The sequence below is a fragment of the Pseudomonas sp. genome (assembly GCF_030696055.1).
Classification (GTDB): Bacteria; Pseudomonadota; Gammaproteobacteria; order Pseudomonadales; family Pseudomonadaceae; genus Aquipseudomonas.
In genome coordinates this window covers 1-15,448 of record NZ_JAUYNP010000098.1, presented here as the reverse complement: position 1 = coordinate 15,448, position 15,448 = coordinate 1, and the positions used below count along the sequence as shown (strand labels likewise).

The following is a 15,448-nucleotide window of genomic DNA, read 5'->3' as shown; positions in this document are numbered from 1 at the left end:
CTTGCGCGCAGCGCCGGAGGCCCTGATGGGTTGTACCGCGCTACTGAAAAAGGCGTCCCTGGTGGGCGCCTTTTTCGTTTTCGGCTTTTACCTCGGTACGGCCCAGGCGTTCTGCCCGGCGCCGGGCCAGCTGCCGAGCGCCAAAGTGCAGTGGGTGGTGGATGGCGACACCCTGCGTCTGGCCGATGGGCGCAGCGTGCGCTTGATCGGTTTGAATACGCCGGAGCTGGGTCGCCAAGGGCGCTCCGCCGAGCCCCTGGCCGAGGCGGCGCGTCAGCGTCTGCAGGCCTTGGTGACGGCCAGCGCGGGGCGCGTCAGTCTGCAGCTGGGGCCTGAGGCCAAGGATCATTACGGGCGCACCCTGGCCCATGCCTATGACAGCCAGGGACGTAACCTGGAGGCGCAGTTGCTGGCCGAGGGGCTGGGCTATCTGGTGGCCGTCGCGCCTAATCTGGCCTTGGTTGACTGCCTGCAGGCGGCCGAGCGTAGCGCCCGCCAGGCGCGCCTGGGTGTATGGCGGCAGTCGCCGGTGCAGGCGCCCAAGCAACTCAAGGGCGGCGGCTTTGCCCTGATCCAGGGCCAGGTCGAGCGGGTCGAGCGCAATCGCGGCGGGCTGTGGCTGGAGCTGGCCGATTCCCTGGTGCTACAGGTGTCCACCAAAAACCTGAATAGCTTCGATCTGCGCCAGTTGCAGGGCCTGGTCGGGCAGCGAGTCGAGGCGCGTGGCTGGGTGATAGATCGCTCCCGGCGTGGCGGCTTGAAAGCGGGACAGGCCCGCTGGCTGTTGCCATTGACCGATAAAGCAATGTTGGAGGAGCTGCCATGAGTTGGCGCCTACTGGCTGGGTTATTGCTGCTGGGGCAACTGGCCGGCTGCGCGGTCAATCCAGCGACCGGGCGCACCAACTTCGTGATGATGAGCGAGCAGCAGGAGCTGGATATCGGTCGGCGTTACAACCAGGAAATTCTCAAGCAAAACCCACGCTACGCCGACGAGAAACTGCAGGCCTATGTGCAGCAAGTCGGCGAGCGCGTGGCGAAAAGCAGCCACCGCAATCGGCTGGCCTATCAATTCACCGTGGTGGACAGCCCGGATATCAATGCCTTCGCCTTGCCCGGCGGCTATATCTATATCCACCGTGGGCTGCTGGCTTACCTCAACTCGGAAGCCGAACTGGCTGCGGTGCTTGCCCATGAGGTTGGGCATGTCACAGCGCGACATAGCGTGCAGCAGCAGAGTCAGTCGAGTGCCTGGAACATCCTCGGCCAGGCGCTGGCCATCGGCACCGGTGTGGGCGCGGCGGGCGACTTGACCAATGCCCTGGGCAGCGCCTTCGTCCGTGGTTATGGTCGTGACATGGAACTGGAGGCCGATGGCCTGGGCGCGCAATACCTGGCGCGCAGTGGCTATGACCCGCAGGCGATGATCGAGGTGGTCAAGCTGCTGAAGAACCAGGAGGTTTTCAGCCGTGACCAGGCGGCCAAGCGCGGCGAGGCGCAGCCGGCGGGTGGTTATCACGGGCTGTTCGATACCCATCCGGATAATGACCGGCGCCTGCAGCAGGTGCTGGGGCCGGCGCGCGCCCTGGCGAGCGGGCGCCAGGAGGTCAATCGTGAGGGCTTTCTCAAGCGTCTGGAGGGGCTGCCATTCGGCGATTCGGCCGAGACCGGCGTGCGCCGTGGCCAGCACTTTTACCATGGCGAATTGGATTTCACCCTGGCCTTTCCAGAGGGCTGGGCCATAGTCAATCGGCCGGAGGCCTTGATCGGTCATAGCGCCGACCAACACGCCTTGGTCGCCATGAGCCTGGAAGCCAACCCGCAGCGCCTGGCACCTGCCGAGTGGCTGCAGCAGCGTGCCGGTGGGCAGCGGCTGGTGGCCGGTATCGAGTTGCAGCAGTCAGGCTTGCGCGGTTACAGCGCGATTATTCCAGGCAATGCGGCCAAGCGGGTGGCGGTTGTGCAGCAGGGGCAGCGGGCTTATCTGTTTGTCGCGGCGGTGCGCGGCCGGGCTGCGCTGGAGAGCGAGGACGAGCGGTTCCTTCAGGTGATCAACAGCTTTCGCCCGCTAACGGCGGCAGAGCGTAAGCTGGCCGAGCCGCCGCGTATCCATTTGCTCCAGGCCAAGGCGGGCCAGAGCATGGCGGAATTGGCCAAGCAGACTAAGCTGCCGGGCGATGCGCTGGACACCTTGCGCTTGCTGAATAACTTCTACCCTGCAGGCGAGCCGAGCCCTGGAGGCTGGCTGAAAGTCGTGCGCTAGGCTGCTGTGCCGATCCAGACTCATCAGTCTTGTGCAGCTGTATACAACTTGCGTATCCTCGGCCGCCTGCCTGTTCAACAGCCCAAAAGCGGAAATGCCACCATGTCTGATCTGAAAACTGCCGCTCTCGAATATCACGCCAAACCCCGTCCGGGTAAGCTGAGTGTCGAGCTAACCAAACCCACCGCAACCGCGCGCGATCTGGCGCTGGCCTACAGCCCAGGTGTCGCTGAGCCTGTGCGTGAAATCGCGCGTGACCCGGAGTTGGCTTACCGCTACACGGGCAAGGGCAATCTGGTGGCAGTTATTTCCGACGGCACCGCGATTCTGGGGCTCGGCGACCTCGGCCCGCTGGCTTCCAAGCCGGTGATGGAAGGTAAGGGCGTGCTGTTCAAGCGTTTCGCCGGTATCGACGTATTCGACATCGAAGTCGATTCGGAAAGCCCGCAGGCCTTTATCGACACCGTCAAGCGCATTTCCATCACCTTCGGTGGCATCAACCTGGAAGACATCAAGGCACCCGAGTGCTTCGAGATCGAGCGCGCGCTGATCGAACAGTGCGACATCCCGGTGTTCCACGATGACCAGCATGGCACCGCCATCGTCACCGCGGCCGGCATGCTCAACGCCCTGGAAATCACCGGCAAGACCCTGTCGGAAGCCAAGATTGTCTGCCTCGGCGCCGGTGCCGCGGCGACCTCCTGCATGAAACTGCTGGTGAGCATGGGCGCCAAGGTGGAAAACATCTCCATGATCGACCGCAAAGGTGTGATTCATGCCGGTCGTGACGATCTGAACCAGTACAAGGCGGTGTTCGCCAGCGAAACCGACAAGCGCACCCTGGCCGATGCCCTGGACGGCGCTGACGTATTCGTCGGCCTGTCGGGCGCAAACCTGCTGGCGGCCGACGATCTGAAGCGTATGGCGCCGAACCCTATCGTGTTCGCTTGCTCCAACCCTGATCCGGAAATCGCCCCGGAACTGGCCCATGCCGCGCGTAATGACGTGATCATGGCCACCGGTCGTTCCGACTACCCGAACCAGGTCAACAACGTGCTGGGCTTCCCCTTTATCTTCCGCGGAGCCCTGGACGTTCGCGCCACCCGCATCAACGAAGAAATGAAGATCGCCGCGGCCCTGGCCCTGCGTGATCTGGCCAAGCTGCCGGTGCCGCAGGAAGTCTGCGATGCCTACGGCGGTGTCGCCCTGTCATTCGGTCGCGAGTACATCATTCCGAAGCCGATGGACCCGCGTCTGATCACCGTGGTCTGCGACGCGGTGGCCAAAGCCGCCATCGAAAGCGGTGTGGCGACTCTGCCGTATCCGAAGCACTACCCGTTGCAGTCGGTTGCCGACGTGTTCAACGGCTAAGCCGACGAGCAATAAAAAACCCGCTGCGGCGGGTTTTTTATTGGCTGCAGTTTATTCGGCAGTCAGTTGGGGCGTACCCAGGCCTGCTCCGGTTTGAAGCTAGAACAGATCGATAGGCGCGGCTTCATCGGCCGGCAGCGGGCTGCCGGGGATGCCCATGCCGGGCTCCAGTTCGCTCATCGGCGGTGGCGAGTCTTCACTTTTGAACAGCTCGAAGTAGGCATCGGGGGTATCGGGTGTGGCGGCTCGTCCGCTGAGGGGGTCGATGCGCAGGGTCAGCAGGCCGGCAGGTTCAGGTGGCAGGTGGCTAGGCTTGTCTTTCAGTGCCACCGCCATATAGCTCATCCAGATCGGCAGTGCGACGGTGCCGCCATATTCGTTGCGGCCAAGGCTCTCGGGTTGATCGAAGCCCGCCCACACCGTGGTGATGTAGTCGGCGTTATAGCCCGAGAACCAGCTGTCTTTCGACTCGTTGGTGGTGCCGGTCTTGCCGGCCAGATCATCGCGGCCAAGCGCCATGGCGCGGCGGCCGGTGCCACGTTTGATCACGTCCTGGAGCATGCTGGTCATGATGTAGGCCGTGCGCTCGTCGATGACTTGCTCGGCGAGCAGCGGTTTGGCGGGCAGTGGCTCGACATTGGCGGTGACGGCTAAGACGCTGTCCGGGCTGGTCTGGCTGCTCGTGCTACTGGGCGTTTGGGCCGGGTTGGCGAGGAACAGCAGTTGGCCGCTGCGATCCTCGATGCGTTCGATCAGGTAGGGTTCGGTCTTGTAGCCGCCGTTGGCAAAGGTGCTCCAGCCTTCGGCAATTTCCAGGGGGGTGAGGCTGGCTGTACCGAGGGCGAGGGAGAGGTTCTGCGGCAAGTCCTTGCTGTCGAAACCGAAGCGCTCGATATAGCGCAGGGTGCTCTCTACGCCGAGATCCTGCAGCAAACGAATGGAAACCAGGTTGCGGGATTTATACAGCGCTTCGCGCAAACGAATCGGGCCGAGGAAGGTGTTGTTGTCATTCTTCGGTCGCCAGACCTGCGACAGCGCGTCGTCGGCAAACACGATGGGGGCGTCGTTAACTAGCGTGGCGGCTGTGTAGCCTTTATCCAGGGCGGCGCTGTAAACGAACGGCTTGAAGCTGGAGCCGGGCTGGCGCTTGGCTTGGGCGGCGCGGTTGTAATTGCTCTGCTCGAAGGAGAAACCGCCGACCAGGGCGCGAATAGCGCCGTTGTGTGGGTTGAGCGAGACGAGTGCACTTTGCGCGGCAGGCAGTTGCACGAAGCGCAGGCTGGCGTCGTCCTGGCGTTGGACGCGAATCAGGTCGCCGACTTGGGTGACGTCGCTTGGTTGCTGTGGGCGCGGGCCGAGGCTATTGGTATTGAGGAATGGGCGGGCCCATTTCATGCTGTCCCAGGCGACTGCCTCTTCCGCGCCGCTGCGCATCAGTACGAGGATGCCGCTGTTCTCGACTGCGGTGACTATCGCAGGCTCCAGGCCACCGAGAGAGCCCTGCTTGTTTAGCTCGATCAGCCAGTTTTCTTTGGTCATGCCCGGCAGGCGACTTTCCGGACCGCGATAGCCGTGGCGTTGGTCGTAGTTGATCAGCCCTGCGCGCACGGCGGTATTGGCGGCTTGTTGCAGGTCGCTGGGGACTGTGGTGGTGACGTGAAAGCCTTCGGTATAGGCGTCGCTGCCATAGCGGCCGACCATCTCGGCGCGAGCCATCTCCGCCACATAGGGGGCGTCCAGTTCAGGAGCAGGGACGTGGTAGCTGACATTGATAGGTTCGGCCAGGGCTTCCTTGTAGCGCTGTTGATCGATGCGCCCCAGGCCGTACATGCGTCCGAGAATCCAGTCGCGGCGCTCCATGGCCCGGGTTGGATTGACTAGCGGGTTAAAGCGCGAAGGCGCTTTGGGCAGGCCGGCAATCATGGCCATCTGTGCCAGGCTGATCTCGCGGATGGGCTTTCCGTAATAAACCTGGGATGCCGCCTCTATGCCATAAGCGCGGTTGCCCAGGTAGATCTTGTTGACGTAGAGCTCGAGGATCTCGTTCTTGCTCAATTCCCGCTCGATTTGCAGAGCCAAGAGAATCTCATTGACCTTGCGCGAGAAGCTACGCTCGTTGCTAAGGAAAAAGTTCTTCGCCACCTGCATGGTGATGGTGCTGCCGCCAGTTTGGATCTGACCGCTTTGCAGGATTTGCGTTGCAGCTCGCATCAGGCTGGTTAGATCGACGCCATGATGGTTGGCAAAGTTATCGTCTTCGGCGGCCAGCAGGGCGTCGATAAAGTCGGTGGGGATGTCGGCGAAAGCAATAGGGGAGCGGCGCATCTCACCGAATTCGGCGATCAGCTTGGCGTCACTGCTGTAAACCCGTAGCGGGATCTGCAGCTGAATGCTGCGCAAAGATTCGACGGATGGAAGGCTAGGGCTAAGATAGAGGAAGGCACCGCTGAAACTGAGTAGCAGGCCACAAAAAGCGGCAACGCCGGACCAGCAGAAAAATCGCAAAAGACGCATCAAGATTTGTGGATTTCCAAATAAAAGAACGAGTTAAGCGGAACGCAAGGTTAAAAGAGAAAAACTGATCACATTATAAGCGGTTTTTTTGCCAGGTAGCCATTTGCGCTTCTGTCAAGACTGTTATTTAATGTGAAAAAACATAAATAGTCCGTAAGTCGCGGATGCCAATAGGAAATCGGTCGTGCTAGGGCTCTTCAATAAGAAAGCGAATACGCTACTCGGGATCGATATCAGTTCGACTTCCGTCAAGCTCCTCGAATTGAGTCGCTCAGGAAGCCGCTACAAGGTAGAGGCTTACGCTGTCGAGCCGCTCCCGCCCAATTCCGTGGTTGAGAAGAATATCGCCGAACTCGAAGGGGTCGGTCAGGCGCTCTCACGCGTTCTGGCAAAGGCCAAGAGCGGCGTGAAAGTGGTCGCGGTCGCAGTGGCGGGCTCGGCGGTGATTACCAAGACCATCGAGATGGAGGCTGGGCTTTCTGATGACGAGCTGGAAAATCAGCTGACGATTGAAGCCGACCAATACATCCCCTATCCGCTGGAAGAAGTGGCCATAGATTTCGAGGTGCAAGGGCCTTCGCCGCGTAATGCGGATCGAGTCGAAGTCCTGCTTGCGGCATGCCGCAAGGAAAACGTTGAGGTTCGTGAAGCAGCCTTGGCACTGGCGGGGCTTACCGCCAAAGTTGTAGACGTCGAAGCTTATGCGTTGGAGCGCGCTTACGGTTTACTAGTAGAGCAGCTTGGTGGTGGTCGCGATGAATTGACCGTCGCGGTGGTCGATATAGGCGCGACTATGACCACTCTCAGCGTCCTGCATAACGGCCGCACCATCTATACCCGCGAGCAACTATTCGGCGGCAAGCAACTGACGGAAGAAATTCAGCGGCGTTATGGCTTGTCTGTAGAGGAGGCGGGGCTTGCTAAGAAGCAAGGCGGTCTTCCTGATGACTATGACAGTGAAGTGTTGCAGCCTTTCAAAGAAGCAGTCGTTCAGCAGGTTGCGCGTTCTTTGCAGTTTTTCTTCGCAGCCGGCCAGTTCAACGATGTCGACTACATCCTGCTGGCCGGTGGTACTGCCTCAATTCCTGACTTGGATCGTTTGATCCAGCAAAAGATCGGCACGCAAACGTTGGTCGCCAATCCTTTTGCCGAGATGGCGCTGAGTGGCAAGGTTAATGCGGGCGCTTTGGCAAGCGATGCTCCGGCATTGATGATTGCCTGCGGTCTGGCAATGAGGAGTTTCGACTAATGGCGCGGATTAACCTTCTCCCATGGCGCGAGCAGTTGCGCGAGGAGCGCAAGCAGCGCTTCCTCGTCACGCTCGCCGGCGTCTTTGTGGTTGCCGCGGGTGTGGTCCTTTTAGGTGACCAGTATCTGAGTGGGGCAATTGAGCAGCAAACCGCCCGTAATGAGTTCATACGAAAAGAAATTGCCGTGCTGGATGCCCGGATCAAAGAGATTAGCGAGTTAAAAACCCGTCGCCAGCAGTTGCTGGAACGGATGAAAATTATTCAAGACTTGCAGGGTAATAGGCCAATTATTGGCCGTGTGTTTGATCAGTTGGTTAGAACTCTGCCTGATGGTGTCTATTTTAGCGCGGTTAAAATGACGGCCAAGAATATCGCGATTGTGGGTGCTGCAGAATCCAATAACCGAGTTTCAAACTTAATGCGAAATCTGGATGCGTCCGAATGGCTTGCCTCTCCTAACCTGACCGAGGTCAAGTCGGTTACGGCAGGTGCTGTAGATCAGGCGAATGTGTTCCAGCTGAGTGTGCAGCAGACGCAGCCAAAGCTTGATGCGGAGGAGGGCAAGTAATGAGCCTGAATGATTCGTTAGAGAGCTTGCGGCAGATTGATCTGAGTGATCTTGATTTTAATAATGTCGGGTCATGGCCTGCGGCGGTAAAAGCCATAGCATGTCTGATCTTGCTTATTGCTATTTTGGCTTTGGGCTATAACTTTCATTTGAAGGATCTGCAGTCAGAGCTTGAGCGTACGCAGGGTGAGGAACTGTCGCTGAAGGAGCAGTTCTCCAAAAAGGCGTTTGAAGCCGCTAATCTGGAAGCTTATAAAGAGCAGATGCAGGAGATGGAAATATCCTTTGGCTCCATGTTGAAGCAATTGCCCAGCGATACTGAAGTACCTGGCCTGTTGGAGGATATAACCCGTACCGGGCTGGGTAGTGGCTTGGAATTTGAAGAGATTAAGTTGCTGCCAGAGGCTGTTCAGCAATTCTACATAGAGTTACCTATTCAGATAAAAGTTGTAGGTGCTTATCACGACTTGGCGACCTTTGCTAGTGGTGTTGCTAGCTTGCCGCGTATTGTTACCTTGCATGATTTCGAATTACTCCCTTCGAAAAAGGCTGAAAGTGGTTCTAGTCTTAGCATGAGTATCTTGGCGAAGACCTACCGCTATAACGATAAGGGGATGCAGAAATGAAAATCTCCTATTGGTTGATTTTATTTGCGTTATGTAGTTTGAGTGGTTGTGGGATGAATCACGATTTTTCCGACCTTCAGACTTATATGGATGAGGTTCGTGCCCGCCCTAAAGGCTCCATTGAGCCGCTGCCAAAATTTCAGCCCTATGAAAGTTTTACTTATGGTGCTGCCTCTTTGCGTAGCCCATTTCAGCCGCCAATTAAAATAGATATGACTCGTCAGCAGAAAGGGTCTCCTGATATTAAGCCTGATGAAACACGCACCAAACAATTTCTTGAAGACTTCAATATAGAAGTATTTCAAATGGTCGGTACTCTTTCCAATGAAAGTGGCGTATTTGCTTTGGTCAGTGGTGCGGGTGGTGTTCACCGGGTTAAGGTGGGTGATTATTTAGGGCGCAACCACGGGCGCATCCTGGCTATTGATGAGTCGAAAATCGACGTCGTAGAAATCGTCCCAGATGGTGAGGGTGGCTGGCTGGAACGACCGCGCAGCCTCTCGCTTAAGGAGCGCTCTTAATACGAGCGGAGTGAATATGAAGAAAAACAATCGGTCTGCCCAACGGAACCTGATAATGAATAGCTCCTTTTCGCGTCTAGGTATTTCCCTGTTGGTGGCGCTGTTATCGCCATCTCTTTTTGCTGCTGACTTGCAATCACTCGATGTAGCGGCATTGCCCGGCGATAGGGTTGAGTTGAAGTTGACCTTTGATGAACCGGTGCTTGCTCCTCGAGGCTATACAATCGAGCAGCCTGCCCGCATTGCGCTAGATTTGCCGGGTGTTTCTAACAAGTTGGGGGTAAAGAACCGTGAGCTCGGTGTTGGCAACGCACGCAGTGTTACGGTTGTCGAAGCCAAAGACCGTACTCGATTGATTATTAATCTGACTAGTCTGGCGCCCTACAATACTCGTGTAGAGGGTAATAACCTTTATGTGATTGTGGGTGAGGCAGGTAATGCTCAAGTTGCTGCGGTGCAGCCAGTAGCTGCGCCTGTTGCTACGCCAGCTAAAGCTTTTGCTTCTGAAAACCGGGCGATCAGCAATATTGACTTTCAGCGCGGTGAGCAGGGTGAAGGTAATGTGGTAATTACCCTGTCCAGTGCTTCTGTAAGCCCTGATATTCAGGATCAGGGCGGTAAGATTCGTTTGGATTTCGCTAAGACTGAATTGCCTGAGTCGCTGCGGGTGCGTCTGGATGTCAAAGATTTTGCGACCCCAGTGCAGTTCGTTAGTGCGACAGGTTCGGGCGATAAGGCTAGTATCGTTATTGAGCCGACAGGTCTTTATGATTATCTGGCTTACCAGGCAGATAATAAGCTGACTTTAAGCATTAAGCCGCTGACCCAAGATGATGTTGAAAAGCGCAAGAACGAACGCTTTGCCTATAGTGGTGAGAAGCTTTCGCTAAATTTTCAGGATATTGATGTTCGTTCGGTCTTGCAGTTGATTGCAGACTTTACTGATTTGAATTTGGTGGCCAGTGATACGGTTTCCGGTAATATTACTCTGCGTCTGCAAAATGTACCTTGGGATCAAGCGCTGGACTTGGTTTTGAAGACTAAGGGGCTTGATAAGCGAAAAGTCGGCAATGTGTTACTTGTGGCGCCTGCGGATGAGATCGCTGCTCGTGAGCGTCAAGAGCTTGAAGCGCAAAAGCAAATTGCTGAGCTGGCGCCTTTGCGTCGTGAATTAATCCAGGTGAATTACGCTAAAGCTACCGATATGGCTAAACTTTTCCAATCGGTTACAAGTGCGGAAGGTGCAGTGGATGAGCGCGGTTCTATTACGGTGGATGATCGAACTAACAGTATTATTGCGTACCAGACTCAGGACCGGCTTGATGAGCTGCGTCGTATCGTTGCCCAGCTTGATATCCCAGTCCGCCAAGTAATGATTGAGGCTCGTATTGTCGAGGCTAACGTCGATTATGATAAGGCGTTGGGGGTGCGCTGGGGGGGGTCGACGAATTTAGATGGCGGGAGTAAGTGGACTGCCTATGGTAATGATGATGAGGGTGACGAGGCAGGTAACACTGATGACGATGTTGGGCCCAATGTTCCATTTGTTGATATGGGGGTCGTTGGTCGAACGGCTGGAATCGGGTTAGGTTATGTAACAGACAATATTCTTCTGGATCTTGAACTCTCGGCTATGGAAAAAACGGGGAATGGCGAGGTCGTTTCCCAGCCCAAGGTTGTTACCTCTGATAAGGAAACGGCCAAGATTCTTAAAGGCTCAGAAATTCCTTATCTGGAAGCCAGTTCCAGTGGTGCAACAACAACGGCTTTCAAGGAGGCGGCTCTATCACTTGAAGTTACGCCGCAGATTACCCCGGATAATCGTATTATCATGGAGGTTAAGGTCACCAAGGATGCGCCAGATTTTTCTCGGTCGATAAATGGGGCGCCGCCGATTAATAAAAATGAAGTGAATGCCAAAGTATTGGTCAGTGATGGTGAGACTATCGTGATCGGCGGGGTGTTCTCCAATACTCAAACAAAAGGAGTGGAGAAAGTTCCATTCCTAGGTGATGTGCCTTATTTGGGGCGCCTGTTCAGGCGCGATGTGGTTCAAGAGCAAAAATCTGAACTGCTCGTGTTCATCACCCCGCGTATCCTGAACAGCCAAGCCGTTGCGGTGAGCCGTTGATTAAGTGCGAAATTTGATTCTCGTTGGCCCGATGGGTGCTGGTAAAAGCACCATCGGGCGTTTGCTTGCCAAAGAGTTGCGCTTACCGTTCAAAGACTCGGATAAAGAGATTGAGCAGCGCACGGGCGCCGATATTCCCTGGATCTTTGATGTTGAGGGTGAGCAGGGATTTCGTGAGCGCGAGCAGGCGGTGATTGCCGATCTCTGTGAGGTCGATGGCATGGTTTTGGCGACTGGCGGTGGCGCCGTGATGCGTGCGGAGAATCGTGCGGCGTTGCGGCGTGGTGGGCGGGTGGTGTATTTGCATGCTTCAGTCGAGCAGCAGGTGGATCGCACCTCGCGTGATCGCAATCGTCCATTGCTCCGGGCTCCTGACCCCGGCAAGGTTTTGGCCGAGTTACTGGCGATTCGCGATCCGCTGTACCGCGAAATCGCAGACGTGGTAGTCGAAACCGATGAGCGCCCGCCGCGCTTGGTCGTCCAAGAGATACTGGAGCGGCTCGAAGCGCTTCCTCCCCGTTAAAGCGCAGGCTGAACTGCGCTATCCTAGGCCCCTTTGCAATCTGGGGGCTTTATGCAAACACTTCATGTCGATCTCGGTGAGCGCAGCTACCCCATTTATATTGGGGCTGACTTGCTGGCGCGCAGTGATCTGCTCGCGGCCCATATCGCCGGCCGACAAGTTGCGATAGTTACTAACGAGACCGTTGCGCCGCTCTATCTGGCGCGGTTGGAGCAAGCGCTTGCAGGTTATGCACTGACTTCCATCGTTTTGCCGGATGGCGAAGCCTTCAAGACCTGGGGGACCTTGCAGCTTATTTTCGATGGCTTGCTGGGGGCGCGCCACGATCGTCGTACTACCGTGATTGCCTTGGGCGGTGGGGTTATTGGTGATATGGCGGGCTTTGCTGCCGCTTGTTATCAGCGTGGGGTCAATTTTATTCAGGTGCCGACCACTCTGCTGTCTCAAGTCGATTCTTCGGTAGGTGGCAAGACCGGAATCAACCATCCGCTCGGCAAGAATATGGTCGGTGCTTTCTACCAGCCGCAGGCGGTCTTGATTGATACGGCGAGCCTGGCTACCTTGCCAGCGCGGGAGCTGTCGGCCGGTTTGGCGGAAGTGATCAAATACGGTTTGATCTGTGATGAGCCTTTCCTGGTCTGGCTCGAAGAGCATATGCCGGCATTGCGAGCGCTCGATCAGCAGGCTTTAACGGCAGCCATCGCGCGCTCTTGTGCGGTCAAGGCGCGGGTTGTCGCCGCTGATGAGCGTGAGTCGGGGTTGCGGGCAACTCTGAACCTGGGGCATACCTTTGGCCATGCCATCGAAACGCAGCAGGGTTATGGTGTCTGGCTGCATGGTGAGGCTGTTGCCGCAGGCACGGTCATGGCGTTGGATATGTCCGAGCGCTTGGGCTGGATCACTGCTGCTGAGCGTGATCGGGCTGTTCGGCTATTTATTGCGGCGGGTTTGCCCGTGGTGCCTCCGCAGGATATGACTCCAGAAGATTTTATGGAGCATATGGCGGTCGACAAGAAGGTGTTGGATGGTCAGTTGCGCCTGGTGTTGTTGCGCGGCTTGGGGGAGGCGATTGTGACCGCTGATTTCCCCCGTGAAATTTTGAATGCCACGCTGAGCGCAGACTATGCGGCGCAGCTGGACCAGCTTAAAAATTAATGAGTGGCCCATGACCAGTTTGCATGCTGACGAGGCGTTCCTCGATCATTACCAATTCACTCACGACCCCTTCGCCTCACGCGTTCCGGGGTTCAAGTTCTATCCGGCGCAGCGCAAGTCGGTCCTTGGGCAGTTGCATCACCTGGCTCGCTACAGTCAGTTGTTGCTGGTGGTTAGCGGTCCTGAGGGTGGGGGCAAGACGTTGCTGCGCCAAGCGTTGGTTGCCAGTACCAATAAGCAGACTGTGCATAGCGTGGTGCTCTCGGCTAAGGGCGCGGCCGATCCTGTCAGTGCTCTACGTCTGGTGGCGCAGGGGCTGCAGGTGCAGCGTGGTGAAATACCTTCAATTCTTGCCCAGGTTGGCCAGTTGGCGCTGACCGGTCAGGAAGTCTATGTGTTGGTCGATGATGCCGAAGACCTCAGTGATGCGGCGCTGGCGAGCCTGCTGAAACTGGCTGCAGGTAATGCGGAGGGGCGTCCGCATGTCTTCCTGTTTGCCGAGTCGGGCATGCTGTCGCGCCTCGAGCAGTTGGCGGCAGGCGAAGAGTGTTTTCATGTCATCGAGCTGCAGCCATACAGCGAAGAGGAGACGCGTGAATACCTGGCTCTTCGGCTCGAGGGGGCCGGGCAGGGTATCGAGCTGTTGTCGGATGAGCTAATTGCCGATATCCATGAGCAGTCCGGCGGCTGGCCGGGCGTGATCAACCAAGTGGCGCGCGAGAGTTTGGTTGAGGCCATGTTGGCGCGCCGCGATAACGCAAGCCGTAAAGGCTTTGCCTTCAGTCTGCCGCGCAAGCATGTGCTGGCGCTGCTGGTGGTGAGTGTGGGTGTGGTGGCGGCCTGGCTGATGCAGGGGCGCGTGGTCCATGAGGTCGAGGCGCCGGTTATCGCTCAGCTGCCGCTGGGTCAGGCACCAAGCCCTGAAGTCGTGGAGGCACCTGCGGCGGCTGGTCAGGCTGCACCAGCTATTCAGTTTGAGGGTGCCAATCAACCATTGCCCTTACCTTTGGTGGGGGAGGCGCAGCCGGTTATTCGTGAGCCCTTGGCTCAGGCGGCTGGCTTGACGGGCGCGGAAGAGGCTGATGTGGCGGGCAGTGTCAGTGCTGCCGATGTGGTGGCTGCTCCTGCAGTGGTTGCGACTCCTGCGGTTGCGCCTGCTGCAGCGCCAACGCCAGTCCCGGTAAAAGCGGCGCCAGTCGCAGTGCCTGCGCCCGCTCCTGTCGTGGCTAAACCACAGGTGCCGGCGGTGGCTGCTAAGCCTGCGGCGACGGGGAATTGGTACGCAACGCAATCCGCTTCACGCTTCACGCTGCAGATACTGGGCGCGCGCTCCGAGAGCGCTGCCCAGGCTTTTGTGCGCGAGCATGGCGGCGAGTATCGCTACTTCAAGAAGCAGCATCAGGGGCGGCCGCTCTACGTGGTGACCTATGGCAGTTTTGCTACGCGTGCTGCGGCGCAGGCGGCCTTGCGTGCCTTGCCGGCCAAGGTGCAGGCGGGGAAGCCTTGGCCGCGTAACTTTGCCGGTATCCAGCAAGAGATGATGCAGGCTCGCTAGTCGATAGGCTGTGCTGCTAGGCTGACTGGGTGGTCGATATCACGACCTCCCGGTCTATTCATTCGTTTTCGCGACATATGGTTTCACTACTTCGTCACTAAGATTTGTGACGGACTGGGTGGGTATGTACAATGTCCACCCTTTCGCCTGCGCAAAGCTGGGGCTTAGTCCTGCGCGCATGGTAAGTGGTTGAATTAGAAAGTAATTGCCTTGAAATAGGCCGTCTGGTGAGAGTCCCTATGAAAGCAGGTTTGTACCGTCCTGATGAGTTCAAGGATAACTGCGGCTTCGGCCTGATCGCCCATATGCAGGGCGAGGCTAGCCATCACCTGCTGCAGACCGCGATTGAAGCGCTGACATGCATGACCCACCGCGGCGGGATCAACGCCGACGGTAAGACCGGTGATGGCTGCGGTCTGTTGATTCAGAAGCCTGATGCTTTCCTGCGGGCCATGGCCCAGCAGCACTTCGCGGTCGAGCTGCCGAAGCAGTACGCCGTGGGCATGGTGTTCTTCAACCAAGACCCGGTTAAAGCCGAAGCCGCGCGCGAGAACATGAATCGCGAGATCCTGGCTGCCGGCCTGACCCTGGTCGGCTGGCGCAAGGTGCCGATCGACACCAGCGTGCTCGGCCGCCTGGCCTTGGAGCGCCTGCCGCAGATCGAGCAAGTGTTTATCGGTGGCGAAGGCCTGGCCGACCAAGCGTTCGCGATCAAGCTGTTCAGCGCCCGTCGTCGTTCGTCGGTGGCCAACGCCGCCGACACCGACCATTACATCTGCAGCTTTTCGCACAAGACCATCATCTATAAAGGCCTGATGATGCCGGCCGACCTGCAGCAGTTCTACCCGGATCTGGGTGACGAGCGCCTGCAGACCGCCATTTGCGTATTCCACCAGCGCTTCTCCACCAACACCTTGCCTAAGTGGCCGCTGGCGCAGCCGTTCCGCTTCCTGGCGCACAACGGTGAGATCA

General features: G+C 57.5%; 12 protein-coding genes and 1 pseudogene. 12 read left to right on the top strand and 1 reads right to left on the bottom strand.

Translation table 11 applies throughout. The annotated features are described in order from the left end of the window. Nucleotides 1-25 precede the first annotated feature (25 nt). From Q8Q83_RS05930 to Q8Q83_RS05920, 3 genes are all read left to right on the top strand, one after another. Nucleotides 26-826 (top strand): thermonuclease family protein, encoded by an 801-nt coding sequence (locus Q8Q83_RS05930; RefSeq protein ID WP_305621987.1) that lies wholly within the window; start codon nt 26-28, stop codon nt 824-826. Beyond that, nucleotides 823-2,262, top strand: coding sequence for a M48 family metalloprotease (locus tag Q8Q83_RS05925; protein WP_305621985.1), 1,440 nt, complete (start codon nt 823-825; stop codon nt 2,260-2,262). The genes Q8Q83_RS05930 and Q8Q83_RS05925 overlap by 4 nt, the downstream gene beginning before the upstream one ends. Nucleotides 2,263-2,364: 102 nt before the next feature. Further along, a complete protein-coding gene (locus Q8Q83_RS05920; RefSeq protein WP_305621983.1) occupies nt 2,365-3,633 on the top strand; it encodes a malic enzyme-like NAD(P)-binding protein in 1,269 nt (422 codons plus the stop codon). 99 nt (nt 3,634-3,732) lie between these two features. Here Q8Q83_RS05920 and Q8Q83_RS05915 read toward each other — a convergent pair whose 3' ends face one another. Then, the gene (locus Q8Q83_RS05915; protein ID WP_371132366.1) at nt 3,733-6,147 is read right to left on the bottom strand and encodes a penicillin-binding protein 1A; all 2,415 of its coding nucleotides are present in this window, start codon (nt 6,145-6,147) and stop codon (nt 3,733-3,735) included. Nucleotides 6,148-6,331: 184 nt separating this feature from the next. On the opposite strand from Q8Q83_RS05915, the gene Q8Q83_RS05910 reads away from it, so the two are divergent. From Q8Q83_RS05910 to gltB, 9 genes and pseudogenes are all read left to right on the top strand, one after another. Continuing rightward, nucleotides 6,332-7,396, top strand: coding sequence for a pilus assembly protein PilM (locus tag Q8Q83_RS05910; protein ID WP_305621979.1), 1,065 nt, complete (start codon nt 6,332-6,334; stop codon nt 7,394-7,396). Beyond that, nucleotides 7,396-7,965, top strand: coding sequence for a type 4a pilus biogenesis protein PilN (gene pilN / locus Q8Q83_RS05905; RefSeq protein WP_305621977.1), 570 nt, complete (start codon nt 7,396-7,398; stop codon nt 7,963-7,965). The genes Q8Q83_RS05910 and pilN overlap by 1 nt, the downstream gene beginning before the upstream one ends. Further along, complete coding sequence (gene pilO, locus Q8Q83_RS05900) at nt 7,965-8,591, top strand: type 4a pilus biogenesis protein PilO (RefSeq protein WP_305621975.1); 627 nt, start codon at nt 7,965-7,967, stop codon at nt 8,589-8,591. Before pilN ends, pilO begins: the two co-directional genes overlap by 1 nt. Then, on the top strand, nt 8,588-9,112 hold the full coding sequence (gene pilP / locus Q8Q83_RS05895; protein ID WP_305621973.1) for a type 4a pilus biogenesis lipoprotein PilP: 525 nt from the start codon (nt 8,588-8,590) through the stop codon (nt 9,110-9,112). The genes pilO and pilP overlap by 4 nt, the downstream gene beginning before the upstream one ends. 55 nt (nt 9,113-9,167) lie before the next feature. After that, nucleotides 9,168-11,243: a type IV pilus secretin PilQ gene (gene pilQ / locus Q8Q83_RS05890; protein WP_305621972.1), complete on the top strand. Its 2,076-nt coding sequence runs from the start codon at nt 9,168-9,170 to the stop codon at nt 11,241-11,243. Nucleotides 11,244-11,247: 4 nt separating this feature from the next. Then, on the top strand, nt 11,248-11,766 hold the full coding sequence (gene aroK / locus Q8Q83_RS05885) for a shikimate kinase AroK (protein ID WP_305621970.1): 519 nt from the start codon (nt 11,248-11,250) through the stop codon (nt 11,764-11,766). Between the two features lie 51 nt (nt 11,767-11,817). Further along, complete coding sequence (gene aroB, locus Q8Q83_RS05880; RefSeq protein ID WP_305621968.1) at nt 11,818-12,921, top strand: 3-dehydroquinate synthase; 1,104 nt, start codon at nt 11,818-11,820, stop codon at nt 12,919-12,921. Between the two features lie 10 nt (nt 12,922-12,931). Further along, on the top strand, nt 12,932-14,476 hold the full coding sequence (locus tag Q8Q83_RS05875) for an SPOR domain-containing protein (RefSeq protein ID WP_305621967.1): 1,545 nt from the start codon (nt 12,932-12,934) through the stop codon (nt 14,474-14,476). A gap of 239 nt (nt 14,477-14,715) precedes the next feature. Beyond that, nucleotides 14,716-15,448 (top strand): annotated as a pseudogene (gene gltB / locus Q8Q83_RS05870) (glutamate synthase large subunit); the annotation flags it as partial.

Coding starts and splice junctions, on each gene's coding strand:
- Q8Q83_RS05925 (WP_305621985.1), top strand. CDS start 823: ATGAGTTGGCGCCTACTGGCTGGGTTATTGCTGCTGGGGCAACTGGCC.
- pilN (WP_305621977.1), top strand. CDS start 7,396: ATGGCGCGGATTAACCTTCTCCCATGGCGCGAGCAGTTGCGCGAGGAG.
- Q8Q83_RS05930 (WP_305621987.1), top strand. CDS start 26: ATGGGTTGTACCGCGCTACTGAAAAAGGCGTCCCTGGTGGGCGCCTTT.
- Q8Q83_RS05875 (WP_305621967.1), top strand. CDS start 12,932: ATGACCAGTTTGCATGCTGACGAGGCGTTCCTCGATCATTACCAATTC.
- aroB (WP_305621968.1), top strand. CDS start 11,818: ATGCAAACACTTCATGTCGATCTCGGTGAGCGCAGCTACCCCATTTAT.
- Q8Q83_RS05920 (WP_305621983.1), top strand. CDS start 2,365: ATGTCTGATCTGAAAACTGCCGCTCTCGAATATCACGCCAAACCCCGT.
- pilO (WP_305621975.1), top strand. CDS start 7,965: ATGAGCCTGAATGATTCGTTAGAGAGCTTGCGGCAGATTGATCTGAGT.
- pilQ (WP_305621972.1), top strand. CDS start 9,168: ATGAATAGCTCCTTTTCGCGTCTAGGTATTTCCCTGTTGGTGGCGCTG.
- Q8Q83_RS05915 (WP_371132366.1), bottom strand. CDS start 6,147: ATGCGTCTTTTGCGATTTTTCTGCTGGTCCGGCGTTGCCGCTTTTTGT.
- pilP (WP_305621973.1), top strand. CDS start 8,588: ATGAAAATCTCCTATTGGTTGATTTTATTTGCGTTATGTAGTTTGAGT.